Annotated in this window: 20 protein-coding genes; 12 read left to right on the top strand and 8 right to left on the bottom strand. The window is 74.4% G+C overall.

All coding sequences use genetic code 11. From position 1 onward, the window contains the following. Positions 1–24: 24 nt before the first annotated feature. The 3 genes from ACZ407_RS32385 (at position 25) to ACZ407_RS32375 (ending at position 2970) form a co-directional block, all read left to right on the top strand. Positions 25–990, top strand: coding sequence for an EamA family transporter (locus ACZ407_RS32385; protein WP_468134648.1), 966 nt, complete (start codon positions 25–27; stop codon positions 988–990). A gap of 50 nt (positions 991–1040) precedes the next feature. Beyond that, entirely contained in the window at positions 1041–1751 is a 711-nt protein-coding gene (locus ACZ407_RS32380; protein WP_468134646.1) for an NAD(P)-dependent oxidoreductase, read from the top strand. Positions 1752–1899: 148 nt separating this feature from the next. Continuing rightward, entirely contained in the window at positions 1900–2970 is a 1071-nt protein-coding gene (locus tag ACZ407_RS32375; protein WP_468134644.1) for a class I SAM-dependent methyltransferase, read from the top strand. Positions 2971–2986: 16 nt separating this feature from the next. Here ACZ407_RS32375 and ACZ407_RS32370 read toward each other — a convergent pair whose 3' ends face one another. Next, positions 2987–3766, bottom strand: a complete 780-nt coding sequence (locus ACZ407_RS32370) for a maleate cis-trans isomerase family protein (RefSeq protein WP_468134642.1) — start codon at positions 3764–3766, stop codon at positions 2987–2989. Positions 3767–3909: 143 nt separating this feature from the next. Between ACZ407_RS32370 and ACZ407_RS32365 the strand changes: the two genes are divergently transcribed. Next, complete coding sequence (locus ACZ407_RS32365) at positions 3910–4671, top strand: metallophosphoesterase family protein (RefSeq protein ID WP_468134640.1); 762 nt, start codon at positions 3910–3912, stop codon at positions 4669–4671. 46 nt (positions 4672–4717) lie between these two features. On the opposite strand, the gene ACZ407_RS32360 is transcribed toward ACZ407_RS32365, so the two are convergent. The 4 genes from ACZ407_RS32360 to ACZ407_RS32345 all read right to left on the bottom strand — a co-directional run bounded on the left by ACZ407_RS32360 (position 4718) and on the right by ACZ407_RS32345 (position 9579). Further along, positions 4718–7099: an ATP-binding cassette domain-containing protein gene (locus tag ACZ407_RS32360; protein WP_468134638.1), complete on the bottom strand. Its 2382-nt coding sequence runs from the start codon at positions 7097–7099 to the stop codon at positions 4718–4720. 125 nt (positions 7100–7224) lie between these two features. Further along, positions 7225–7635 carry a VOC family protein gene (locus ACZ407_RS32355; protein ID WP_468134636.1) on the bottom strand — a complete coding sequence of 137 codons (411 nt, stop codon included), beginning with the start codon at positions 7633–7635 and terminating at the stop codon, positions 7225–7227. A gap of 103 nt (positions 7636–7738) precedes the next feature. Then, positions 7739–8551 (bottom strand): ABC transporter permease, encoded by an 813-nt coding sequence (locus ACZ407_RS32350; protein ID WP_468134634.1) that lies wholly within the window; start codon positions 8549–8551, stop codon positions 7739–7741. Next, on the bottom strand, positions 8548–9579 hold the full coding sequence (locus tag ACZ407_RS32345; protein WP_468134632.1) for an ATP-binding cassette domain-containing protein: 1032 nt from the start codon (positions 9577–9579) through the stop codon (positions 8548–8550). Before ACZ407_RS32345 ends, ACZ407_RS32350 begins: the two co-directional genes overlap by 4 nt. A 207-nt stretch (positions 9580–9786) precedes the next feature. Between ACZ407_RS32345 and ACZ407_RS32340 the strand changes: the two genes are divergently transcribed. The 3 genes from ACZ407_RS32340 (at position 9787) to ACZ407_RS32330 (ending at position 13244) form a co-directional block, all read left to right on the top strand. Next, positions 9787–10353: a PadR family transcriptional regulator gene (locus ACZ407_RS32340; RefSeq protein ID WP_468134630.1), complete on the top strand. Its 567-nt coding sequence runs from the start codon at positions 9787–9789 to the stop codon at positions 10351–10353. A gap of 90 nt (positions 10354–10443) precedes the next feature. Next, positions 10444–12168 (top strand): acyl-CoA dehydrogenase family protein, encoded by a 1725-nt coding sequence (locus ACZ407_RS32335; RefSeq protein WP_468134628.1) that lies wholly within the window; start codon positions 10444–10446, stop codon positions 12166–12168. Between the two features lie 131 nt (positions 12169–12299). Beyond that, entirely contained in the window at positions 12300–13244 is a 945-nt protein-coding gene (locus tag ACZ407_RS32330) for an NAD-dependent epimerase/dehydratase family protein (RefSeq protein WP_468134626.1), read from the top strand. A 111-nt stretch (positions 13245–13355) separates the two neighbouring features. Here the strand turns inward: ACZ407_RS32330 and ACZ407_RS32325 are convergent, their stop codons facing one another. After that, the gene (locus ACZ407_RS32325) at positions 13356–13787 is read right to left on the bottom strand and encodes an Ig domain-containing protein (protein WP_468134624.1); all 432 of its coding nucleotides are present in this window, start codon (positions 13785–13787) and stop codon (positions 13356–13358) included. A 471-nt stretch (positions 13788–14258) separates the two neighbouring features. On the opposite strand from ACZ407_RS32325, the gene ACZ407_RS32320 reads away from it, so the two are divergent. From ACZ407_RS32320 to ACZ407_RS32305, 4 genes are all read left to right on the top strand, one after another. Continuing rightward, positions 14259–15890 (top strand): cytochrome P450, encoded by a 1632-nt coding sequence (locus ACZ407_RS32320; protein WP_468134622.1) that lies wholly within the window; start codon positions 14259–14261, stop codon positions 15888–15890. 21 nt (positions 15891–15911) lie between these two features. Continuing rightward, the gene (gene lanKC, locus ACZ407_RS32315) at positions 15912–18524 is read left to right on the top strand and encodes a class III lanthionine synthetase LanKC (protein ID WP_468134620.1); all 2613 of its coding nucleotides are present in this window, start codon (positions 15912–15914) and stop codon (positions 18522–18524) included. A gap of 273 nt (positions 18525–18797) precedes the next feature. Then, complete coding sequence (locus tag ACZ407_RS32310) at positions 18798–20570, top strand: ABC transporter ATP-binding protein (protein ID WP_468134618.1); 1773 nt, start codon at positions 18798–18800, stop codon at positions 20568–20570. A gap of 13 nt (positions 20571–20583) precedes the next feature. Beyond that, positions 20584–21696: a radical SAM protein gene (locus ACZ407_RS32305; protein ID WP_468134616.1), complete on the top strand. Its 1113-nt coding sequence runs from the start codon at positions 20584–20586 to the stop codon at positions 21694–21696. On the opposite strand, the gene ACZ407_RS32300 is transcribed toward ACZ407_RS32305, so the two are convergent. Then, positions 21631–22266 (bottom strand): TetR/AcrR family transcriptional regulator, encoded by a 636-nt coding sequence (locus tag ACZ407_RS32300; RefSeq protein WP_468134614.1) that lies wholly within the window; start codon positions 22264–22266, stop codon positions 21631–21633. The genes ACZ407_RS32305 and ACZ407_RS32300 overlap by 66 nt on opposite strands. A gap of 127 nt (positions 22267–22393) precedes the next feature. Here ACZ407_RS32300 and ACZ407_RS32295 point away from each other — a divergent pair, with 127 nt between their 5' ends. Next, positions 22394–23905, top strand: a complete 1512-nt coding sequence (locus ACZ407_RS32295) for an APC family permease (protein WP_468134613.1) — start codon at positions 22394–22396, stop codon at positions 23903–23905. A gap of 138 nt (positions 23906–24043) precedes the next feature. Here ACZ407_RS32295 and ACZ407_RS32290 read toward each other — a convergent pair whose 3' ends face one another. Further along, positions 24044–24988, bottom strand: a complete 945-nt coding sequence (locus ACZ407_RS32290; RefSeq protein WP_468134611.1) for a trypsin-like serine peptidase — start codon at positions 24986–24988, stop codon at positions 24044–24046. Positions 24989–25034: the final 46 nt, after the last annotated feature.

Here is a 25034-nt window from a genome sequence, read left to right as displayed (position 1 = left end):
TGGATCCGTCCGAGACTTCTCGGCATGCAGACGACGCGGAACACACCGGACGCGCAGGACCCGCAGCGCGCACAGGCGGCCCACGGCCCGCGCGGCCCCCACGAGGTGCGCCGGAGTGCGCGTGCCCGGCGCGCCGCGGTCGTGGCCGTGACCGCGCTCGCGCCGGTGTCCTGGGGCACGACGTACGCCGTGACCACCGAACTCCTGCCCGCCGGACACCCCTTGTTCGCCGGGCTGATGCGGGCCCTGCCGGCCGGGCTGCTCGCGCTCGCGCTCACCCGGGTACTGCCGCGCGGGGACTGGTGGTGGCGGGCCGCCGTGCTCGGCGTGCTCAACATCGGGGCGTTCTTCCCCCTGTTGTTCCTGGCGGCCGAGCGGCTTCCCGGCGGGGTCGCCGCCACCCTCGGTGCCGCGCAGCCGCTGCTGGTGGCCGGACTCGGCATCGGGCTGCTGAACGACCGGCCCACGGCCTGGCGTTGGTCCTGGGCGGTGGTCGGCGTGGTCGGGATCGGGTTCGTCGTGCTCGGGCCGGCGGCCCGGCTGGACGCCCTCGGGGTGCTGGCCGGACTCGGCGGCACGGCCGCCATGGCCGTCGGACTGGTCCTCACCAAGCGCTGGGGACGCCCCGCGGGGGTCGGCCCGCTGGCCCTGGCCGGATGGCAGCTGGCCGTCGGCGGCCTGATGCTGCTTCCGCTCACCCTCCTCTTCGAGGGGGTACCGGAGCGGATCGACGCGGGGGCCTTCGGCGGCTACCTGTGGCTGGGCAGCATGGGCGGACTGATCGCGTACACCCTGTGGCTCCGCGGGATAGGCCGGCTGCCGGTGGGCGCCTCGGCCCCGCTGGTGTTGCTGTCCCCGCTGGTGGCCACCGCGCTCGGCATCGTGCTCGGCGAATCCCTGAGCCTGCTGCAGACCCTGGGCTTCGCCTTGGCCCTCGCCGCCCTGCTGGCGGCGCAGCTCAACCCGCCGGCCCGGCCGGGCCGGACGTGACGAGGCGTCCTGAGATGCCGACCGAGAAGACGAAGAAGGAGACGGGACGGATGGACCGGAACTTGAGGATCGCCGTACTGGGTGCCACCGGAATGGTCGGCAGCCGCGTCATCGCCGAGGCCGCTGCGCGCGGCCACCGGGTGCTCGCGCTCTCCCGGACCGCCGTCGGCGGGGGCCCGCAGGTGACACCGCTCGCGGTCGACGCGAACGACGCGGACGCCCTGCACCGGGCGCTGGCCGGCGGCGGCCCGGAGGGAGACGCCCCCGGCGCAGGCCCCGCCGACGCCCTCGTGCTCGCCGTGCGGACCCTGCCCGTGGACCGGGACTTCCTCGTCGGGACCACCCGTACGGTGCTGGACCTCGCGGCCCGGCTCGATATGCGCGTCCTCGTGGTCGGCGGCGCCGGAGCGCTCCGCAGCCCGGGCCACCGGGACGTCCTGGTCGCGGACGACCCGGCGTACGTGCCCGCCGAGTGGAGGAGCGTCGCCGCCGCCGGAGTGGCCCAGCTGGAGGCCTGCCGGGAGCACCCGGAGGCCCGCTGGGTCTACCTGAGCCCGCCCGCCCTGCTGGAGCCGGGGGAGCGTACGGGCGGCTACCGGCGCGGCACGGACACCCTGCTCACCGGGGCCGGCGGGAAGTCGTGGATCAGCGCCGAGGACCTGGCCGTGGCGGTGCTCGACGAGCTGGAGTCCCCGGGGGCCGACCCCCACGTCACGGTCGCCCACCGCGAGCCGGCCCGCAGCGGCTCCCCGCGCGGGTGAGCGGCGCCCGGCGGGCGATGCGCGGATCGGGTGAGGCATCCGCTCCGGGCGCCGCCGTCCGTCGTGGCGGCCGGGGCGGGGGCCGGGCCGGTGCTTTCCTGGGCCGGGCGGTCGCACCCCGCGACCCGGCTCGGTCAGGAGGAACACCGTGGCGGCGCAGCCGGAACTGGACGAAGCGAAGGTCGAGGCCTTCATGGGAAAGGCGCTCGACGACCTCAGCGGCACGATGGCGGTCGCCCTGTGCCACCTCGGCGACCGGCTGGGCCTGTTCCGGTCCCTCGCGACCGACGGACCGGCCGGCAGCCGGGAGCTCGCCGACCGGCTCGGCCTGCAGGAGCGCTACGTACGCGAGTGGCTGCGGGGCCTGACCGCCGCCGGATACCTGGAGGAGCCCGAGCCCGGGCGCTTCGTCCTGCCGCCCGAGCACGCGGTGGCACTGGCCGACGAGTCGGGCCCCATGTTCCTCGGGGGCGCCTACGAGATGATGCCGGCGGCGCTGGCACCCTACGAGCGGCTGCGCGAGGCCTTCCGCAGCGGGGGCGGGGTGGCGCAGAGCGAGTACCCCGAAGGCCTGTGGGACGGCATGAGCCGCTTCACCGGCAGCTGGTTCGAGACGGTGATGGTCGACGACTGGCTGAGCACCTTCCCGCACGTCGTCGAGAAACTGGAGCGCGGGGCCGACATGGCCGACGTGGGCTGCGGCGCGGGCCGGGCCCTCATCGTGCTCGCCAAGGCCTTCCCCCGCTCCCGGTTCACCGGCTTCGACAACTTCCCGGGCCAGGTGGAGCGCGCCCGGGCCAACGCGGAGCGGGCCGGGGTCGCCGACCGCGTGACCTTCGAGACCGTCGATGCCGCCCGGGGGCTGCCGGGCCGCTACGACGTGGTGTCCACCTTCGACGTGATCCACGACTCGGCCGAGCCGAATCGGCTGCTGTCCGCGATCCGGGCCGCCCTCAAGGACGACGGCGACTACCTCATGCTGGAGATCAACTGCGCCGACCGGCCCGAGGAGAACGTGGGCCCCGTCGCCTCGATGTTCTACGGGTTCAGCGTCTTCTACTGCATGACCACCTCCCTCGCGGGCGGCGGGGCCGCGCTCGGCACGTGCGGCATGCCCGAGTCGGTCGTACGCGAGCTGTGCGCCGAGGCCGGCTTCGGCAGCGTGGCCAGGTCCACCACCGAGGACCCGTTCAACGTGCTGTACGACATCAGGCCGTAGGCCGTAGGCCGCGGCCTCAGTCCGGTCCCGGCACGGTGAACAGCCGCCCGTAGTGCGTGATGGCGCTCGTCGCCGAGCCCGCCGCCCGCAGGGCGGCCCACAGCAGGACCTGGTTGGCCGTCAGCACCGGGCGGGAGAGGGTGCGCTCCAGCGCCTCGATCACGGAGACCGCCCGCAGCCCGTTGCCGCCGACGACCACCGCCTCGGCGGTACCGGGGACGTGCGCGGCGATCCAGTCGTGCAACGGGCCGGGCCGGACCAGGTGCTGGCCCGAGGGCAGGTCGCAGGGCCCCGAGGCCACCACCTCGAACCCCGCCGCCCGGTAGTAGGCCCGGCCCAGACCGCTCAGCTCCTCGTCGAACCAGGGCGGATCCACCAGGCACACCCGGCGGGTGCCCAGCGCGTGCAGGGCCTGCACGGCGGCGGAGCAGGTGGCGACCACCGGCAGGCCCCGGGCCCGCTCGGACAGCCGGCGGACCATCGCGGCCTCGCCGCGCGCCCCGATCACGTACGCCGAGCTGGTGAACGCGTACGCGATCACCGCCACCGGGGCGGCGGCCAGCAGCTCGGCGGCCTCGTCCACGTGGGGCGGCTCGGCGAAGGCGCGCACCGGGGCGAGCGGGATGGTCGTGTCCATCGCCCCGCCCGGCCGCATCGCGCCGAACTGCACGCGGGACGCGTGGATCCCCACCTCCGGCGGTGCCATGGCCCGCAGCTCCGACTCCGGTCCCACATCGGCATGGGGAGTCAGCACTCCCAGCCGCACCTGTACGTCCCAGCCGTCCGCCTGCCACATGCCCCCACTGTCGCCGCCGGGGCCGGCGTGCGGGGCGCGCCTCGCCGGTCCGGTCCCGCGGGCGGGCCCGCGGCGCCCCGCGCGGAGTACGCGTCCGGCGAACGGCGGGCCGGTACCGCCCGTTCCGGCGGAGGCTGGGGACCATGCCGAACCACGTAGCCGTCCTGTCCGACATCCACGGAGTCCTGCCGGCCCTGGAGGCCGTCCTCGCGGAGCCGGAGGTGCGCGCCGCCGACCGCATCGTGCTCACGGGCGACATCACCGCGGGCCCGCAGCCCGCCGAGGTGCTCGACCTGCTGGCCGGCCTCGGCGACCGGGTGCTGTGGGTCCGCGGCAACGCGGACCGCGAACTCCTCGAATACCGGCGGGGCGAGCGGGACTCGATCCCCGACCCCATCGGCCCCTGGGCGGCCGGCCGGCTCCGCGAGGACCACCTGGATCTGCTCGCCGCCCTGCCGGACACGCTCACCTTGAACGTACCCGGGCTGGGGGAGGTGCTGTTCTGCCACGCCACCCCGCGGGACGACGAGGAGATCGTCCTGGTGGACTCCCGGCCGGAGCGCTGGAAGGAGGTGTTCGACGGGCTCGACGACTCCGTGCGCACCGTGGTCTGCGGCCACACCCACATGCCCTTCGCGCGGCTCGCCCACGGCCGGCTCGTGGTCAACCCCGGCAGCGTCGGCATGCCGTACGGCAGGGCGGGGGCGCACTGGGCGCTCCTGGGACCCGGGGTCACCCTGCGGACCACGGAGTTCGACGTCGAGGCCGCCGTCACCCGGCTCACCGGGGACTGCTCGTACCCCGGGATCGCCGAGTGGGCCGACTACTTCCTGCACGCCCGCGCGAGCGACGCGGAGGTCCTGGAGGCCTTCGGGCCCCGGGACGGCCGCACCCGCACGGCGTGACCCCCGGGGTGCGCCGCCGACGCGCCCCGGGGGCGGGGGCGCCGCATCAGCGGCCCACGTACGCCGCCAGGTGCTCGCCGGTGAGGGTGGAGCGGCCGGCGACCAGCTCCGCCGGGGTGCCCTCGAAGACGACCAGGCCGCCGTCGTGGCCGGCGCCCGGGCCCAGATCGATGATCCAGTCGGCGTGGGCCATGACCGCCTGGTGGTGCTCGATGACGATGACCGACTTGCCGGAGTCCACCAGCCGGTCGAGCAGGCCGAGCAACTGCTCCACGTCGGCGAGGTGGAGTCCGGTGGTCGGCTCGTCGAGGACGTAGACCCCGCCCTTGTCGCCCATGTGCACGGCCAGCTTGAGCCGCTGCCGCTCGCCGCCGGACAGCGTGGTGAGCGGCTGGCCCAGGCTCACGTAGCCGAGACCGACGTCGACCAGCCGTTCGAGGATCCGGTGGGCGGCCGGGGTGCGCGCCTCTCCGGCGCCGAAGAACTCCGCCGCCTCGGTCACCGACATCGCGAGCACCTCGCTGATGTCCCGGCCGCCGAGCCGGTATTCGAGCACCGCGGCCTGGAACCGCCTGCCCTCGCAGTCCTCGCAGGTGCTGGCCACCCCGGCCATCATCGCCAGGTCCGTGTAGACGACCCCGGCCCCGTTGCAGGTCGGGCAGGCGCCCTCGGAGTTGGCGCTGAAGAGGGCCGGCTTCACGCCGTTGGCCTTGGCGAAGGCCTTGCGGACCGGTTCGAGCAGGCCCGTGTACGTGGCCGGGTTGCTCCGCCGGGAGCCGCGGATCGGGGCCTGGTCCACCGCCACCACGCCTTCGTCGGCGGGGACCGACCCGTGGATGAGGGAGCTCTTGCCGGAACCGGCGACCCCGGTGACGACGGTCAGCACGCCGAGCGGGACGTCCACGTCCACCCCGCGCAGGTTGTTCGCCGTCGCGTTGCGGATCTTCAGGGCGCCGGAGGGCGCGCGCACCGTCTCCTTGAGGGAGGCCCGGTCGTCCAGGTGGCGGCCGGTGACCGTGCCCCCCGCCCGCAGGCCCTCGACGGTGCCCTCGAAGCAGACGGTGCCGCCGGCCGAGCCGGCGCCGGGCCCGAGGTCGACCACGTGGTCGGCGATCGCGATCGTCTCCGGCTTGTGCTCGACGACGAGCACCGTGTTCCCCTTGTCCCGCAGGCGCAGCAGCAGGCTGTTCATCCGCTGGATGTCGTGCGGGTGCAGGCCGATCGTCGGCTCGTCGAAGACGTACGTGACGTCCGTGAGCGAGGAGCCCAGGTGGCGGATCATCTTGACCCGCTGGGCCTCGCCGCCCGAGAGGGTGGCTGCGGGCCGGTCGAGCGAGAGGTAGCCGAGGCCGATCTCCACGAACGAGTCGAGGGTTCCCCGGAGGGCGGCGAGCAGCGGGGCGACGGAGGGCTCGGAGAGCGCGCGGACCCACTCGGCCAGGTCGCTGATCTGCATCGCGCAGGCGTCCGCGATGCTCACCTTGTCGATCTTGGAGGTCCGGGCCCCCTCGCTCAGGCGGGTGCCGTCGCACTCGGGGCAGGTGGTGAACGTGACCGCCCGGTCCACGAACTCGCGGATGTGGGGCTGCATCGCCTCCCGGTCCTTGGCGAGCATCGACTTCCGGATGCGCGGGACCAGGCCCTCGTAGGTCATGTTGATGTCCGCGATCTTCATCCGGGTCGGTTCGCGGTGCAGGAAGTCGTGCAGCTCCCGCTTGGTGAACCGGCGGATCGGCTTGCCCGGGTCGAAGAACCCGGACTCGCTGTAGAGCCGGTAGTTCCAACCGCCCGCCTTGTAGCCGGGGATGGTCAGCGCCCCCTCCTCCAGGGACTTGGAGTCGTCGTAGAGCTGGGTGAGGTCGAGATCGGTGACGCTGCCCCGGCCCTCGCAGCGCGGGCACATGCCGCCGGTGCGGGTGAAGGTCGCCTTCACCGCCTTCCGCTCGCCGCGCTCGACGGTGATCGCCCCGCTGGCCCGGACCGAGGGGACGTTGAAGGCGTACGCGCTGGGCGGGCCGATGTACGGCTTGCCGAGCCGGCTGAACAGGATGCGCAGCATCGCGTTGGCGTCGGTGGCCGTGCCCACCGTGGACCGCGGGTCTCCGCCCATGCGCTGCTGGTCCACGGCGATGGCCGTGGTCAGGCCGTCGAGCACGTCCACTTCGGGGCGGGACAGGGTGGGCATGAACCCCTGGAGGAAGGCGCTGTACGTCTCGTTGATCAGCCGCTGGGACTCGGCGGCGATCGTGTCGAAGACCAGGGAGCTCTTGCCCGAGCCGGAGACCCCGGTGAACACCGTCAGCCGGCGCTTGGGGATCTCGATGCTGACGTCCTTGAGGTTGTTCACGCGCGCCCCGTGCACGCGGATCAGATCGTGGCTGTCGGCCTCGTGCCGCACCGGGGGCTGCGCACCCGTCCTCTTGGCCATGCTGCCCATCGTGTCTCCGTCCCTGTCCGTCCGGCGGGGCCCGCTGCGGGACCCCGCCGGGTGTCGCGGCTCGATCCGATCAGCACCGAGCGTACGTCTGCTCCCTCGGCGGCGGGGCGTGCCGCTCAGCGCACCTCGTGGATGCGGACGAGGTTCCCCGCCGGGTCGCGGAACGCGCAGTCGCGGACGCCGTACGGCTGCTCGGTCGGCTCCTGGGCGACCTCGGCGCCCGTGTCCCGTACCCGGGCGAACGCGGCGTCCAGGTCGGCGGTGGCCAGGGTGATGCGGGCGTAGGTGCCCTTGGCCATCATCTCGGCGATCGTGTGGCGCTCCGCCTCGGTGACGCCGTGGTCGGCCGCCGGCGGCTCCAGCACGACGGCCGTGCCGGGGGCGCCGGCGGGGCCGACGGTGATCCAGCGCATGGCGCCGCGGCCCACGTCCGCAAGGACCTCGAAGCCGAGGGCGTCGCGGTAGAAGGCGAGGGAGGCCTCCGGGTCGGTGTGCGGGAGGAAGGTCCGGTGCAGGGTGAGGTCCATGGGCCCCACGCTAGGCGGGGCCCGCCCGCCCGGACTTCTTCATTCCTGACCGATCGGGACGACGGCTGCGCACGGGCCCGTCCGGGCGGCCGCCCGAGCCTGGTCACCGGTCCCGGGAGCGGTAGGCGCGCAGGGCCAGCGGTATGAAGACGGCGGCGATGCCGGCCGCCCAGACCAGGGACCACAGGACCGGCCGGCCCGCCGGGGTGCCGAGGAGCAGTCCGCGGAAGCCGTCGGACAGGTGGGTCACCGGGTTGACGTGCACCCAGGCCTGGAGCCAGCCGGGCATCGTGTCCACGCGGACGAAGGCACTGCTGGTGAAGGTGAGGGGGAAGATGAAGGTGAAGGCGAAGACCTGCACCTTCTCGGCGTCCCCCGCGAGCATCCCGATCAGCACCGCCGTCCACGCCACGGCGGCGGCGAAGACCATCAGCAGGAGGGTGGCACCGAGGAACCCGGCCGCGCCGCCGTGGATCCGGAAGCCCATCAGGGCGCCCAGGCCGATCATCAGGAGCATGGCCCACAGCTGCTTGGCCAGGTCGGCCGCGATCCGGCCGAACAGCGGGGCCGAGCGGGCGATGGGAAGGCTGCGGAGGCGGTCGAAGACCCCCTTGGTCAGGTCCGTGTTCAGGGACATGGCGGTGTACATGCTCATGAACAGGGTGTTCTGCACGATGATCCCGGCGAGCGCGTACTGGAGGTACTCGCGCGGGGAGCCCGCCATCTGGCCGCCGAAGACGTACGTGAACAGGAACACGAACATGATCGGCGTGATGCTGTAGTCGACCAGTTCCAGCGGGTTGTGCTTGACGGACACGAGGCTGCGCCAGGCCATGGTGGCGGTCTGCCGCACGGCGGCGGCGGCCCGGACCCGGCCGCCCCGGCCGAGCCCTCCGGAGACCGCGGCGGTGGTCATGGCGCGCTCCCCGCGGCCACCTGCGCGTCGTCCCGCTCCCGGGCCCCTTCGGCCCCCTCCGCCGCTGCCGCCTCCTCCTCGCCGGCGGGTCCGGGCGGCCGGGCCCGGTGGCCCGTGAGCGCCATGAACACCTCGTCGAGGGTGGACCGGCGCAGGGTGAGCTCGCCCACCGCGATCCCCGCCCGGTCCAGTCGGCGCACCACCCCCGGCAGCAGCTCCGGGTCGTTGACCGGGGCGGTGATCCCCTCGCCCTCGATCTTGGTCTGCGGTCCGGCCTGCTCGCTGATCAGCGCGTGGGCCGTCCCGAGATCGGCGGCACGGAGCGGACGCAGGTGCAGCACCTGCCCGCCGACCTGTGCCTTCAGCTCGTCGGGCGTGCCGTCGGCGATCACCCGGCCCTTGTCGATCACCACGATGCCGTCCGCGAGCCGGTCGGCCTCGTCCAGGTACTGCGTGGTCAGCAGGGCCGTGGTGCCCTCGGCGACCAGGATGCGCAGCATGTCCCACACCTCGCCGCGGCTGTGCGGGTCGAGCCCGGTGGTCGGCTCGTCCAGGAAGAGGACGGCGGGCCGGCCGACCAGGCTCGCGGCGAGGTCGAGGCGCCGTCTCATGCCGCCCGAGTACGTCTTCACGGCCCGGCCGGCCGCGTCGGTCAGCCGGAAGTGCTCCATCAGCTCCGCCGACCGGGCCCGGGCCTCCCGCCGGGGCATGCCCAGCAGCCGCCCGATCATCAGCAGGTTCTCCGTGCCGGTCAGGTTCTCGTCCACCGCGGCGTACTGCCCGGTCAGCCCGATCACCGAGCGCACCAGGCCCGCCTCGCGCACGACGTCGTGGCCGCCGACCAGGGCCCGGCCGCCGTCGGGCACCAGCAGGGTCGCGAAGATGCGCACCGCCGTGGTCTTGCCCGCCCCGTTGGGACCGAGCAGTCCGAGCACGGTGCCGGCCGGAACCGCGAGGTCCACGCCCGCCAGCGCACGTGTCTGCCTGAACCGCTTGGCCAGGCCCTCGGCCTGGATCGCGTACTCCATGACACCTCCTCGGTCCGGGACTCCTCCTCGGTCCGGTCCCGCGCGGGCGGAAACCATCCGCTCTCCACTGTGACCCATGCCACTGACAGCCCGCCCGGCGGCCGAGGGGCGGAGCACGGACCGGGCACGGGGCGGCCCCGGGTGAGCCGCGTCTCACCGCGCCGCGCCCGCTTGTCTATGCAACGAGTTGCATAGCAAGATCGGGGCATGGCGCTCGAGCACGCGATCCTCGTCTCCCTGCTGGAGAAGCCGGGCTCCGGCTACGAGCTGGCCCGGCGCTTCGAGCGGTCCATCGGCTACTTCTGGACCGCCACCCACCAGCAGATCTACCGGGTGCTCAAGCGCATGGAGGGCGAGGGCATGCTCGCCGTGCGCGACGTGCCCCAGCAGGGTCGGCCGGACAAGAAGGAGTACTCCGTGGCCGGACCCGGCCGCGCAGCCCTCTCGCGGTGGCTGCACGAGCCGATCGAGCCCGAGAGCCTCCGCCACGACCTCGCCGTGAAGATCCGCGGAGCGGCCTTCGACGACCCGGCCGGGCTCGTCCGCGAGGTCGAGCGGCACCGGCAGGTGCACGGCGACCGGCTCGCGCACTACCTCGCCGGAGAGCTCCGCGACTTCACCGGGCCGGGGGCCCCGCCGGTCCTCGACCCCGGCCAGGAGCTGCAGCACGTCGTGCTGCGCGGCGGCATCGCGTACGAGCGGATGTCCATCGCCTGGCTCGACGACGTGCTCGCCACCCTCCACCGGCTCGGTGCGGCCCCGCCCGCCGGCTGAGCCACGCCGCCCCCGGCTCCCCCCGCTCCGCGGCCGCCGCGCCGCACCCCTCGACCACCAACCTCCCAGTCCCCCGGAAGGCGGACCTCCATGGCCGACGCCCTGCTGTTCAACCCGCACACCTACGACCCGGTGCACTTCGACGCGGAGACCCGCCGGCTGCTGCGGGCCACCGTCGACTGGTTCGAGTCCCGCGGCAAGCGCCGGCTGATCGAGGACTACCACTCGCGCGCCTGGCTGGCCGACTTCCTCGCCTTCGCCGCCAAGGAGCGGCTGTTCGCCACCTTCCTCACCCCGGAGTCCGCGGCCGGCGAGGGGCAGGGCGACCTGCGCTGGGACACCGCGCGGATCGCCGCACTCAACGAGATCCTCGGCTTCTACGGCCTCGACTACTGGTACGCCTGGCAGGTGACCATCCTCGGCCTCGGCCCGGTCTGGCAGAGCGACAACGCCGAAGCCCGCGCCCGCGCCGCCGAACTCCTCGCCCAGGGCGAGGTGTTCGCCTTCGGCCTGTCCGAGAAGACCCACGGCGCGGACATCTACTCCACCGACATGCTCCTGGAGCCCGACGGCAACGGCGGCTTCCGCGCGACCGGCTCCAAGTACTACATCGGCAACGGCAACGCCGCCGGCCTCGTCTCCGTGTTCGGCCGCCGCACCGACGTGGACGGCCCCGACGGGTACGTCTTCTTCGCGGCCGACAGCCGCCACCCCGCGTACCACCTGGTGAAGAACGTGGTCCCCTCCTCCAAGTTCGTCAGCGAGTTCCGCCTGGAGGACTACCCGGTCTCCGCCGAGGACGTGCTCCACACCGGCCGGGCGGCCTTCGACGCGGCCCTGAACACCGTCAACGTGGGCAAGTTCAACCTCTGCACCGCCTCCATCGGCATCTGCGAGCACGCGATGTACGAGGCCGTCACGCACGCCCACAACCGCATCCTGTACGGCCGTCCCGTCACCGCGTTCCCGCACGTGCGCCGCGAGCTGGCCGACGCCTACGTCCGCCTCGTGGGCATGAAGCTGTTCAGCGACCGCGCCGTGGACTACTTCCGCGCGGCCGGTCCCGAGGACCGCCGCTACCTCCTCTTCAACCCGATGACGAAGATGAAGGTGACCACCGAGGGCGAGAAGGTGATCGACCTCATGTGGGACGTCATCGCCGCCAAGGGCTTCGAGAAGGACAACTACTTCGCGCAGGCCGCCGTCGAGATCCGCGGACTGCCGAAGCTCGAGGGCACGGTGCACGTGAACCTCGCGCTGATCCTCAAGTTCATGCGCAACCACCTGCTGGAGCCGGTCGAGTACCCGGCCGTGCCGTCCCGGCTCGATGCGGCCGACGACGACTTCCTGTTCCGCCAGGGACCCGCCCGCGGGCTGGGCTCGGTGCGCTTCCACGACTGGCGCCCGGCCTACGACGCGTACGCCGGCATCCCGAACGTCGCCCGCTTCCGCGAACAGGCCGATGCCCTCTGCGAGTTCGTCGCCACCATGGCACCGGACGAGGCGCAGAGCCGGGACCTCGACTTCCTGCTCTCGGTCGGCCAGCTGTTCGCGCTCGTGGTGCACGGCCAGCTGATCCTGGAGCAGGCGCGCCTGACGGACCTGGACGAGTCCGTGCTCGACGAGCTGTTCTCCGTCCTGGTCCGCGACTTCTCCGGCCACGCCGTCGAACTGCACGGCAAGGACTCGGCGACCGGGCAGCAGCAGGCCTGGGCCCTCGCCGCCGTCCGCCGCCCCGTCGTGGACGAGGAGCGCGCGGCCCGCGTCTGGGCCCGCGTGGAGGCCCTGTCCGGCGCCTACGAGATGGCCGAGTAGTCCCCGGTCCGCACCGCCGGGCGGCACGTCTGCCGCCCGGCTCACGCCGCCTCCGGTCCGGACGCCGACCCGCCCCCGGGCCGGGGCGGACCGGCCGGAGACGGCGTACCCGCTCGCGCTAGTGTTCGTACGTGAGCTTCCATGTCGTCATCGGTTTCGGGCCCGCAGGGGCCGCCACCGCCAGGGTCCTGGCCGAACAGGGCCATGCGGTACGGGTCTTCACCAGATCGGGGGCGGCCGGCCGCACGCCCGAACCCGGGATCGAGCACGTGGCCCTGGACGCCGCCGACCGTGCGCGCCTGATCGAGGCCGCTCGCGGCGCGACCGCCCTCCACGCCTGCGCCGCTCCGCCGTACCACGCGTGGAAGAGCGGCTGGCCCCCGCTCGCCGCCTCGCTCTGCGCCGCGGCCGAGGCCACCGGCGCCGTCCTCGTGATGCTCGGCAACCTGTACGGCTACGGACCGGTGGACGGGCCCCTCACCGAGGGGCTCCCGCTCGCGGCGGCCGGGCCCAAGGGGCGGGTGCGCGCCGAGGCCTGGGAGCAGGCGCGGAACCTGCACGAGCAGGGCCGCATCAGGGCGGTCGAGGTGCGGGCCTCCGACTTCTTCGGCCCCGGCGTGACCGACGGCGGCCACCTCGCCGCACGGGTGGTGCCGGCGCTGCTGAGCGGCAGGCCCGTCTCCACCCTCGGCGATCCCGACGCCCCGCACAGCTGGACGTACCTGCCGGACGTGGCCCGCGCCATGGCCGAACTCGCGGGCGAGGAGCGGGCCTGGGGCCGCGCCTGGCACGTCCCGACGGCCCCGGCGCGGTCCGTCCGGGACATGGCCGGACGCCTCGCGGCGCAGGCCGGCACCGGGCCCGCGACCGTACGCAGGATCCCCGCGCCCGCCCTCGCCCTGGCCGGGCTGTTCTCCCCGCTGATCCGTGAACTCAAGGAGATCCGCTACCAGTTCGACCGCCCGTTCGTGGTGGACTCCACGGCGTACGAGGCGTCCTTCGCGGTGCGCGCCACCCCGCTCGACGAGCAGGTCAAGGCCACCGTGGACTGGTGGAGCGCGCGGCTGGGCCGCTGATGCGCCCGGGGGCGGGTGCGCCCGTCCGGGCGCACCCGCCCCCGGGGAAGCGGTGCGGACTCCGCCCTGCCGGTTCCCGGTGGCGGGACCGGGGCCGGACCGGCGCCGGGATCAGCAGCGCGGGCAGGCGTCCCGAATCACGCGCCAGCTGAAGGACGTGCTGCCCGCGGCGCCCGCCGAGTCGGTCGCGGTGACGGTGACCGTGCGGGTGCCGGAGCCGCGGGCGACCCCGGAGATGACACCGGTCGAGGCGTTGATTGTCAGACCGGTCGGGAGCGAGACCGCGGACCAGGTGTACACGCCGGTGCCGCCGGAGGCGGTCATCGGCTGCCAGACCGAGTCGTACTGGTAGTTGACCAGGGAACCGGGGTTCGCGACGGCGACCGAGCTGATGCCGGCGCCGGCGGCGGCCGGGGCGGAGGCGGCAGCGGCCGCCGGAGCGGGAGCGGCCACGGCCGCGGGCCCCGCGGCCACGGCCACGGCGGCGGCCAGAGAGGCGAGCAGGGCGGCGGCGCGCAGCGTGGAGCGCGGGACAACGGCCAACGGATACCTCCGGGATGACGGTACGCGGATGAGCCGCGCGCCGGCGGACCGCGGCGCGCCCCGGCAGGATAGGAAGCGCCGCGGCCGCCCCGACACCCCGCCGGACAGGGGGGTTGACGCCCGCGAACGCACCGGGACGCGGGCCTGGCGCCGCGGCCGTCCCGCACCGCACCGCCGGGCTGCCTCCCGCCGACCTCCGGCACCTTCCGCCGAACTCCCTCGACTTCCGGCCGACTTCCGGCCGACCTTGCGCCGACCTCCTTCCGACCTCCGGTCGAACCTCCGCCGACCTCCTTCCGACCCTCCGGCCTCCCGCCGGCCTTCCGCCGAACTCGCTCCTAAGCTTGCCCGCTTGAGTCCCGGCGTGCCGGTCCCGGCAGGACGGGACACCCGTCCCATGCCCTCGGGACACCGGGACCGGCACGGTGGGAACCACGACGGGGCGAGCCCGTCGAGGGGGGACGAACAGACATGGAAACGGCCGCGGTTGCGGGCGGGGGCGGCACGGAGGTGCTGGTCCTGGGCGCCGGACGGGAAGCGGAACGGCTCGCGGAGGCCTTCGGGCGCCGCGGGTGCCGGGTGCGCGGGGCCGCCCGCCCGGAGGGTCACGGCGGCGCGGACGCCGACTGGGTCGCAGACGTCCTGGCCGCACCCGACAGCCCCGCCCGGGTGCTGCTCGCCGGATACGGCCCGCTGGGGGAGGCCGCGCTGGAGGTGGCCGACCGGCATCCGGAGCGGGTGCCCGCCGTGGTCGTGGACGCCGCGGCCCACGCCGCGGGCACCGTGGCGGCGGAGCTCACCTGCCCGGTCCTGGTCCTGGGGGAGGACACCGTCCCGGACGGGCCCGGCGCGGCCCTGGACACGCACCTCACCCCCTTCCTCGAAGGCCTGGCCGCCGCCCGGTCCGCGACGGCCGGCCGTTGCCCCGTCCGGCTGCCCGCGCTGACCCCGGCGCTCCTGAACGACCCCGCCACCATGGGCCGGCTCAGGGAGGCCGGGCCGGTGCACCGGATCGACGGCAGCGCCCTCGCCTCCTCCTGGATCCTCACCGGCCACCGGGCCGCCACGGCCGCCCTGGCCCACCCCTGCCTGATCGGGCGCACCGAGATCACCGCCGGGTTCCGCGGACAGTCCGAAGACCCGGCCCTCGCCCACCGCGGGGAACAGGACCTCATCACCATCGACGGCCGCGAACACGCCCGGCTGCGCCGGCTGATCGGCCGCCACCTGACCCCGCGCCGCTCCGAGGCCCTGGCCCCGCGCATCCGGCGCGAGACCGACGCCCTGCTCGACGCCCTCCCGCACCGCCGACCCGTGGATCTCGTCAAGGAGTTCGCCAGGCCGCTGCCCGTGATCGTGCTCTGCGAGGCCATCGGCATACCGGCGGAGGACCGGCAGTACGTGTACGAGTGGCTGGTGGAGCGCATGCCCGCCGGGCCGCCCGCCGCCTACCCCGACGTCGACGACTTCCTGCACCGGCTCGTGGCGGAGCGCTCCGCCCGCCCCGGGGGCGAGGACCTCCTCGGCCTGGCCGTCCGCGAGGAGGGGCCCGGGCTGTGCACCGAAGACCTCGTCGCCGCCGTCCGGCTGCTCCTGGTCGCCGGACACCGGGCGCCCACCACCCTGCTCGCCGGCGGGATCGCCGCGCTGCTGCGCGAGCGGGACCAGTGGCAGCGGCTCGTCGACGCGCCCGGGCTGCTCCCCACCGCCGTGGAGGAACTCCTGCGCCGCGTCACCCCGTTCCCGGTGGGCCTGTCCCGACACGTGGGGGCGCCGCTCGCCGTGGGCGGCGGGCCCGTGGTGCCGGAGGGCGACCTCGTCGCCGCCTCCCTCGTGGCCGCCAACCACGACCCCGAGGTCTTCGCCGACCCCGACTCCTTCGACCTGGGACGCAGCCCCAACCCGCACCTCTCCTTCGGCCACGGCCACCACTACTGCCCCGGCGCCGCCCTGGCCCGGACCCTGACCCGGATCGCGCTCGGGACGCTGGTACGCCGCTTCCCCGGCCTCGCGCTCGCCGCGGACCCCGGCGCCCTGCACTACCGCCGCAGCCGCGTCCGGTACCTCCTCGACCTGCCGGTCGTCCTCGACCCGGCCCCGTAAGCAGCCCAGGAGCGCATTCCCATGGACGACGCCTTTCCGCGCCTGCTCGCCTTCTGCCAGGCCGACCGCGACTTCTTCGAACAGCCCGCACGCATCCGCGACCACGGCAGCCGCTTCGCCGCCGTGGACCGCGCCCTCCCGCCCGGCTGGGAGCGCGGGGAGCAGGACCTGTGGTCCGTCCTGCGCCCGCCGGGGGTCCGACTCCCCGACCAGGGCTGGAAGATCCACGTCTCCGCCGCCGACGACCGGGCCGAGGCGGTGGTCGACCGGGCCGTGGACCTCTGCCTCGACCGCGGCCTGCCCGTGAAGTTCCTGCGCAGCCGGGCGGCTTCGCGCCTGCTCGGCAGCAAGTACGCGGCCCGCGGCAGCAGCGGCAAGCTGGTCACCATCTACCCGCCCGACGACCGCCGCTTCGCCGAGGTGCTGCCCGAACTCGCCGCCGAACTCAGCGGATTCGGCGGGCCGTACATCCTGAGCGACCTGCGCTACGCCGAGGACGCGCCCGTGTACGTCCGCTACGGCGCGTTCCGCGCGATGACGTACACCGATGCGGCCGGGGAGACCGTGCACGCCATCCGCACCCCGGACGGCGAACTGGTCCCCGACGACCGCTCCCCGGTGTTCACCCTGCCCGCCTGGGTGCCCGTGCCGGAGGTGCTGGCGGACGCCCTGGCCCGCCGGGACACCGGGGGAGGGGAGGAGTTCCCTTACACCATCGAGCGGCCGCTGCACTTCTCCAACGGCGGCGGGGTGTACCTCGCCCGCGACAAGGACACGAACCGGTACGCGGTCCTGCTGGAGGCGCGCCCGCACGCCGGGCTGGACAGCGAGGGGGTGGACGCGGTGGCACGGCTGGCCCGCGAGCGGGAGATCCTCGGCCGGCTCGACGGACTGGACTGCGTACCCCGCCTGCTGGACTCCCTGACGGTGTGGGAGCACGAGTTCCTGGTCGAGGAGTACATCGAGGGCAAGACCCTGATGGAGGAGGTCTTCGCGCGCTACCCGCTGGCCGGCCCCGAGGCCGGGCCCGAAGACCTCGCCGGATACACGCACTGGGCCACCGAGGTGCTGGCCGAGGTGGACCACGCCCTGATGGCGGTGCACGCCAGGGGAGTCCGGTTCAACGACCTCCACCCCGGCAACGTCATCGTGCGCCCCGACGGCCGCATCGCGCTCATCGACTTCGAGATCGCCTCCGACCTGGACGAGACCCGGCCGCCGGGCCTGGCCGCACCCGGGTTCGCCGCCCCGGCCGCCCTGACCGGACGGGCTGCCGACCAGTACGTCCTCAACTGCCTGCGGCACTGGGTGTTCATGCCCATCAGCCCGCTCCCCGACCGCGACCCCGTCAAATGGGCCACCCTCACCGAAGCCGTCACCGCCCACTTCCCGGTGCCGCCGGCCTTCGGCCCGCGGCTGCTCCGCGAGCTCGCCAAGGGCAGGGCCTCCGCCGGGGCCGCGGAAGACCGCCCGGCCGCCCTGTTCCGGCCCGCCCACCACCCGGCGGGCGACGAGACCGGCAGCAGGGGGAACCTGCCGGACTGGCCCGCGATCCGCGACTCCCTCACGGCCGGGATCTACGCCTCGGCCACCCCCGAGCGCAGCGACCGGCTCTTCCCCGGCGACCCCCAGCAGTTCACCAGCGGCGGACACACCCTCGCGTACGGGGCCGCAGGCGTGCTCTGGGCCCTCCGGCAGGCCGGGGCCGACGTGCCCGACGGCTACACCGACTGGCTCGTGGCCGCGGCCCGCCGCGCCCCCGCCCCCCGCCCCGGACTCCTCGACGGACTCCACGGGACGGCCGCCGCCCTCGACGCCCTCGGCCGCCGCGAAGAGGCCCTGGAGTGCGTGGCACGGGCGCGCGCCCTCCACCCCGGACTCGCCGCACCCGGCATCCACGGCGGCCTGGCCGGGGCGGGGCTCTCCCTGCTGCACTTCGCCGCCGCGACCGGGGACGAGGGGCTGCGCACCGAGGCCCTCGACCTGGGCGGCCGCCTGGCCGCCCGGTTCGAAGAAGGCGGGCAGCCGCCCGAGCGGGTCGGCCTGCAGCACGGGGCGACCGGGGCGGCGCACTACTTCCTCGAACTCCACGAGCTCACCGGGGAGGAGCGCTGGGCCGGGCTCGCCGGCCGCGCCCTGCGCCACGAGGTGGACCGGGGCAGGCTGCTGCCCGACGGCACCTTCCAGCTCCTGGAGGACAACCGCTACCTCAGCTACCTGGGCAGCGGAAGCAGCGGGCTCGCCCTCGTCCTCGACCGCTACCTGGCCCTGCGCCCCGACCCGGGCCTGCGGTACGCCGTGGACGGCGCCCGGCGCGCCGGGCGGGCCGCGTTCATCCGGCACCCCGGCCTGCTGATGGGCCGCACCGGCATCATCGCCGCCCTGTGCCTGCTCGGCCGCCCCGAGGACGAGCCCGTCATCCGCGCCCACATCCGCAGGCTGGGCTGGCACGCCCTGGAGCACCGGGGGCACCTTGCCTTCCCCGGCAACCAACTGCTGCGGCTCTCCATGGACTTGGCGACCGGCTCGGCAGGAGTCCTGGCCGCCTTGGGCCTCGCGTTCGACCGGAACGCGTCGGTCATCCCACTCCTCGGCCTGCGGTCTCCCGCAGCCGGGGAACCGGAAGGGAGGTGAACAACCATGGCTGCATTCGTCCTTCAGCTCCAGGGGCTCAGCTCCGCGGAGACCCTGTCGGCACACCCGTGCTACAGCCACGTCACGTCGTACAACAACACGGCGTGTCAGGCCGTCTGATGACGCGTCGTCAGGCCTAGCGGTCCGTTCCGGTGCCGGGTTCACCCCGTTGCCCGGCACCGGAAACGGAGCCGCACCCGAGCCGGCGGCACCCCGCCGCCCGGCCCGCCCCCCGGAAGCCCGCCCCGGCCCGCCGCCCTTGCGAGGAACCCGTTGAACGCCCCGTACGACGCACCCGACGCCCCCGCCCCGGCCGGCGGACGGCCCGCCTGGCGCGTGCTCCTCGGCTACCTGCGCCCCCACCTGCACCGGCTGGTCCTCGGCGGCCTCCTGAGCCTGGCGACCAGCGCGGTCGGATTGACCCTGCCGCTCGCCGCCCGGCAGCTCGTCGGCCACCTCGGCACCCGGGCCCCGCTGGCCGGACCGCTCCTGCTGACCGCCGCCCTCGTCGTCACCGCCGCGGCCCTCGGCCCGCTCGGCGAGTACCTGCTGCGCCGCACCGGGGAGGCCGTCGTGCTCACGGTCCGCCGCCGCCTCATCGGCCACTTCCTGCGCCTGCGCGTGCCCTCGCTCGACCGGTCCGAACCCGGCGACCTGATCTCCCGGGTCACCGCCGACCCGACCGTGCTGCGCGAAGTGTCCACGGAGACCCTGGTCGGCGCCGTGACCGGAGGGCTGACCCTGCTCGCCACGGTCGCCCTCATGGCCCTCCTCGACCCCGTCCTGCTGGCCGTCACCCTCGCCCTCCTCGCGGCCGCCGCGCTCGTCGGCCGCCTCGTCGTCCCGCACATCCGGCACGCCAGCCGGGACGCCCAGGACGCCACCGGGCTCATCGGGGCCGCCCTCGAACGCGCCCTCGGCGCGCTGCGCACCGTCAAGGCCGCCGGCGCCGAGAACCGCGAGGAGGCCGCGGCCGCCGAAGCGGCGGAGCAGGCCCGGCGCGCCGGGGCCGCCGCCGCGAAATGGCTCACCATCGCCGGCCACTCCGTGGAATTCGTCCTCCAGACGGCCTTCTTCGCCGTACTGGCCGTCGGCGGCGCCCGGGTCGCCACCGGGGCCATCGACGTGGGCACCCTGATCGCCTTCCTGATGTACGTGTACTTCCTCGTGCCCCCGCTGCGGCAGGTCGTCGGCGCCGTCTCCCGCTACCAGGCCGGAGCGGCGGCCCTCGGCCGCATCGAAGAGGGCCTGGCCCTGCCCGCCGACCCGCCCGCCCCGGCCGCCGCCCTCCCGGGACCCGGCTCGGAACCAGCCCGCCTGGCCTTCGAGGACGTGCACTTCCGCTACGCCCCCCGGCTGCCCGAGGTGCACCACGGGGTCAGCTTCACCGTCCCCGCCCGCGGCATGACCGCCTTCGTCGGGCCCTCGGGGGCCGGCAAGACCACCCTCTTCTCCCTGATCGAACGCTTCTACGCGCCCACCGCCGGGCGCATCCTCCTCGACGGCCGCGACCTCGCCGGCTGGGACCTCGCACGCCTGCGCGCCGACCTCGGATACGTCGAGCAGGACGCGCCCGTGCTCTCCGGCTCGCTGCGCGAGAACCTCCTGCTCGGCGCCCCCGGCGCCACCGCGGAGGAACTCGACGCCGCCCTGCGCACCGCCCGCCTGGACGGCCTGGCCACCCGACTGCCCGAGGGCCTCGACAGCCTCGTCGGGCACCGCGGCACCCGCCTGTCCGGCGGCGAGCGCCAGCGCGTGGCCATCGCCCGGGCCCTGCTGCGCCGCCCCCGCCTGCTCCTGCTGGACGAGGCCACCTCCCAACTGGACGCCGTCAACGAGGCCGCGCTGCGCGACACCGTCACCGAGATCGCCCGTACCACCACCGTGCTCGTCGTGGCCCACCGCCTGTCCACGGTCACCGCCGCCGACCGGATCGTGGTGATGGACGCCGGGCGCGTCCGGGCCGTCGGCACCCACGCGGACCTCGTCGCCCGGGACGCGCTCTACGCGGAACTCGCCGCCACCCAGTTCCTCGCCACCGCCTGACAGGAGCCCCGCCATGGGCACGCCCGCCCCGATCCCCGACCGCCCGCTCGAAGTCATCTGGGACCTCACCTACGCCTGCCCGCTGCGCTGCACCCACTGCTACTCGGAGTCCGGCCGCCGTCCTGCCCGCCAGCTGGACCGCGCCGCGCTGCTGCGCGCCGCGGACCGGCTGGTGGCCATGGACCCGCTGGGCGTCTCGTTCGCGGGCGGGGAACCGCTGCTGGTTCCCGGGGTGTTCGAGGCCGCCCGCCGGATCGCCGGCGCCGGCATCAAGGTGGCCCTGTTCACCAGTGGCTGGACGGTGACGGCCCGTCACATCGACGCCATGGCCGACGCCTTCTTCCGGATCAGCGTCAGCATCGACGGGGCGAGCGCCGCCGTGCACGACCGGATCCGGCAGCGCCGCGGCTCGTTCGACCGGGCGGTCGAAGCGCTCCGGCTGCTCGACGAGGCGGTCCGGCTCCGCCGGGACGCCGGGCGCCCGGCCCCGGACATCGGGATCGACTGCGTCGTGGTCCGCAGCAACATCCACGAGGTCGAGGAGGTCTGCACGGCACTCGCCCCGCGCTTCCCCGCCCTCGGCTTCCTCTCCTTCGGAGCGGTCGTGCCCGAGGGGCTCGCCAGCCGCCCCGGCTTCGCCGAGCACGAGCTGCTCACCGACGAGCAGGCCGCCGGGCTGGGCAGCCGCGCCCGCCTCGACCGGCTGCGCAGCCTGGTCCCCCCGGGGGTGGAGGTGACCGCGACCGACAACCTCGCCCTCCAGATGCATCCCGAGCACATCCGCCGGGGCCGCTTCTTCCCCGCCCTCCAGATCGAACCGGACGGCGAGGTCCGCGCCATGCCCGCCTACGAGGGCACCGTCGGCAACCTCCTGACCGACCCCCCGGCCGAACTGTGGCAGCGGGCGGTCGCCCGGTGGCACGACCCCTTCGTGGTGCGGACCCTCGCACCGGTGCGCACGATGCGCGACTGGGCCGAGGCGACCCGCGCGATCGACCGCCGCTTCGGCTCGCCAGAGGTGCGGGCCCGCCTCGCCCGGCGCCCGGAGTTCGTACCGCTCTCAGTCCCCGGCGGCCGGCGGCAGGCCCGCGAGGATCAGCCGCAGGCCGAGGTCGAATCCCCGTGAGTCCAGGTCCGCCAGGGCCCCCGGCGCCGAGGCCGCCGCGTCGAGCGAGGCGGACAGGGCCGGGAACTCGGGCAGGTAGCCGGCCGGGGGGCGGGTGAACCCGGCGGTGAACGTCTCCAGGGCGGAGCCCAGCACCAGGTTGTCGATCGCGGCGGCCGCCTCGGCGGCCGCCGCCGGCGTGCAGCCCGCCCGTACCAGCGCCGCGAGCAGGGCGTCGTACCCGCGCAGCGCCTTCTGCGAGGAGACCCGGTGGCGGGCGACCAGCGGGATCATGTGCGGGTAGCGGAGGTAGACCCGGCGGTAGCCGCGGGCGTAGGCGGCGATCCCGTCGAAGCCGCCGCCCCCATCGGCCAGGGGAGACAGGTCGATCTCGTCGTTGATCAGGTCCGCGACCGCGTCGAGCAGGTCGTCCTTGGACGTGACGTGGTGGTAGAGCGAGGCCCCGCGCACCCCCAGCCGGTCGGCGATGGCGCGCATCTTGAGCGCCTCGAGCCCGTGCTCGTCCAGCAGCTCCAGAGCCGCGCGGGCGATGAGCGCACGGTTCAGCAGGGGCTGGCTCGGCCGTGCCATGGGCGGCTCCTTCTTCCCGGGTTCCCGCAGATTACCTGTCAGGAACGCTTCACAAGCTCTCGGGACTGCCGCTACATTCCAGCCACCCGCTTTACCTAACGCGGTTAGATTTCTGGATGGGGTGGTCATGAACGAGGCCATGAACGAGGCCGTGAACGAGGCCGTGAACGACGCCGACGCGTCCCGGCTGAAGGACCTCGGATACAGCCAGGAGCTGCGCCGCAGCCTCGGTGTCCTCGGGAACATCTCGATGGGCTTCGCAGTGGTGTCGCCCGTCGTCGCCCTCTACGCCGTCTCGATGGTGGGCACCACGGTCGCCGGACCCCTGTGGGTCTGGGCCCTGCCCCTGGTGCTCGCCGGACAGTGCCTGGTGGTCAACGTGTACGCGGAACTGGCCGCGCAGTGGCCGCTCGCCGGGGGCCCGTACCAGTGGGGCCGGCGGCTGCTCGGCCCGGCCTTCGGCTGGCTGGGCGGCTGGGTCTGGCAGTTCGCGGTGATGTTCGGCAACACGACGGTGGCCTACCTCGCCGCGCCCTGGGTGTACGCCCTCTTCGGCGCGGTCCCCACCCCCGGCGGGCTGGTCGCGGTGGCCGTCGGGATCCTGCTCGCGGGCATGCTCGTCAACGCCTACGGGATCACCATCCTGCGGCGCTTCGTCTCCCTGGGCATCGCCGCCGAGGCGGTCGCCTCGGTCCTGGTGGGGCTCGCCCTGCTGTTCTTCTTCCGCGAGCACGAGTTCGCACTCTTCACACGGACCCTGGGGGCGGAATCCCTGTCCGGCGGCTCGACCGCGCTGGGCTTCCTGGCCGCGGTCGCCGTCGCCGGCTGGGCCTTCATCGGCTTCGACGCGTGCGTGTCCACCGCCGAGGAGACCAAGGACGCGGGCCGGCAGGTGCCGCGCGCCATGTGGTGGGCGCTGCTCAGCGTGGGCGCCGTGGTGATCCTCAACGCCATGGCCGTGGCGCTCGCCCACCCGCATCCCGAGGAGGTGGTGGCCGGACGGGACCTCGACCCGGTGACCACCGCCGTGGTGACGGCGTTCGGGGGCTGGTCGGACAAGCCGTTCGTGCTCGTCGTCCTGGTCGGCTTCCTGGCCTGCGCGGTCGCCTCGCAGGGCGGCGCGGCCCGCGGCCTGTTCTCCCTGGCCCGCGACGGGGTGTTCCCCTTCTCCCGGCACGTGCGCCGGGTCAACCGGCGGCAGGCACCGCTCGGCGGCCTCGTCGCCTCGACGCTGATCAGCGGCAGCGCCCTGTGCCTGGGACTCGACGCGACCGCGATCGGCGCACTGATCTCCTTCGGGACGGCGGCCACGTACCTGCCGTTCTTCCTCGTGTCGCTGGCCGCACTGATCGCCCGGCTGCGCGGCACCTGGGTGCCCTCGGGACGCGCCCGGGCCGGGGCCGGGGGCACGGTCCTGAACACCCTCGCCGTGCTGTGGACGGCCTTCGAGGTGGTCAACGTGTGCTGGCCGCGTGCGGTCCTCGCACCGCCCGGGGCGCCGTGGTACCAGGTGTGGGCGGCCCTGCTCGGCACTGCCGCGGTGCTGGGGAGCGGAGTCCTGTACCTGCTCCTGAAGCGGCCTCAGGACCGGCTGCGCGAAGTCCCGTCCCCGGTGCCGGCCGCGGCCGACTCCGCCTGAGCACCGGGCCCGGGCCGCACGGGGACGGCAGAGCCCGCGCGGTCGGGGACCGCGCGGGCTCCGTGGCGGACGCGCAGGACATGCAGCACGCGCCGGGGCGCCCCGGTCCGGGATGGCCGGACCGGGGCGCCTTGGGGATCAGGTGACCTTGCCCTGGATGTTGTAGAGCTTGGCCACGTGCTCGTCGAAGTACGGGCTGAAGTTCCAGCCGGTGGACGGCTGGATCAGGCTGGTCACGCCGTTGACGTAACCGAGGCCGCTGCCGGTGTTGTAGCGGCGCAGCCAGGGGCCGCCGCTGGCGCCGCCGGTGAGGTTGCAGCGGATCTTGACCTGGGTCGAGCCGGCCGTGGCGCTGGTGCCGCCGTGGCAGAAGATCTGGACCTGGCCGTTGTTGCGCGCCACCGGGTAGCCGATGGCGTAGATGTTCTGCGTGCGGTCGTAGTTCACGCTGATGCCGTGGCCGCCGGTGACGTTGACCAGCTTCTTGCCGCTGCGCGGCCAGGTGGTCACCATCGCGACGTCACGCGTGAACTTGCTCTCGGCCGTCCACGCCTTGAAGGTGCGGAACTCCTTGGCGGCGAAGGTGCCGTACGGACGCGAACCGTTGTGGTAGCGCGGCACGTAGACCCAGTTCGTCATCCACTTGCCACCGCGTCCCCCGTGGACGCAGTGGCCGGCGGTGACGACGAGCTGCTTCGACGGGCTGTTCAGCGCACTGGCGGAACAGACGTAGTTGCGGCCGTCCTTGGGGTTCTTGAAGAACACCTTGCCGGTGGCCTTCGAGGTGGTGATGGCGGCGGAGGCCAGCCCCGCGCGGTCCGCCTGGGTGGGCAGGGCCGCCGGAGCGGACCAGGCCGGCCCGTTCACCGCGGGCTCGCGGAGGGCGGCGGCCGCCGAGCGCTGCGCGCCGGGCAGTTCGTCGAGCGAGATGGCCTTGCGCATCCGCTCGGGGGTCCAGTAGGCCTCCGCGGAGGCGCTGTTGTCGGCCACCTTGGCCGAGCTGGTCGCGGGAGTCGCCGCGGCCGGGTTCTGCGCAGGAGTCAGTGCCTCGGCCGTGCCCGCGCCCGTCAGGGCCAGGAGCATCGCCGACGCCGGTATGAAGATTTTTCCAAGCCTTCGCACGTGTGCA

It is taken from the genome of Streptomyces sp. NPDC030809 (genome assembly GCF_055572195.1).
Note: the sequence above shows the minus strand (reverse complement) of the source record. Positions and strands in the feature narration are given on the sequence as shown.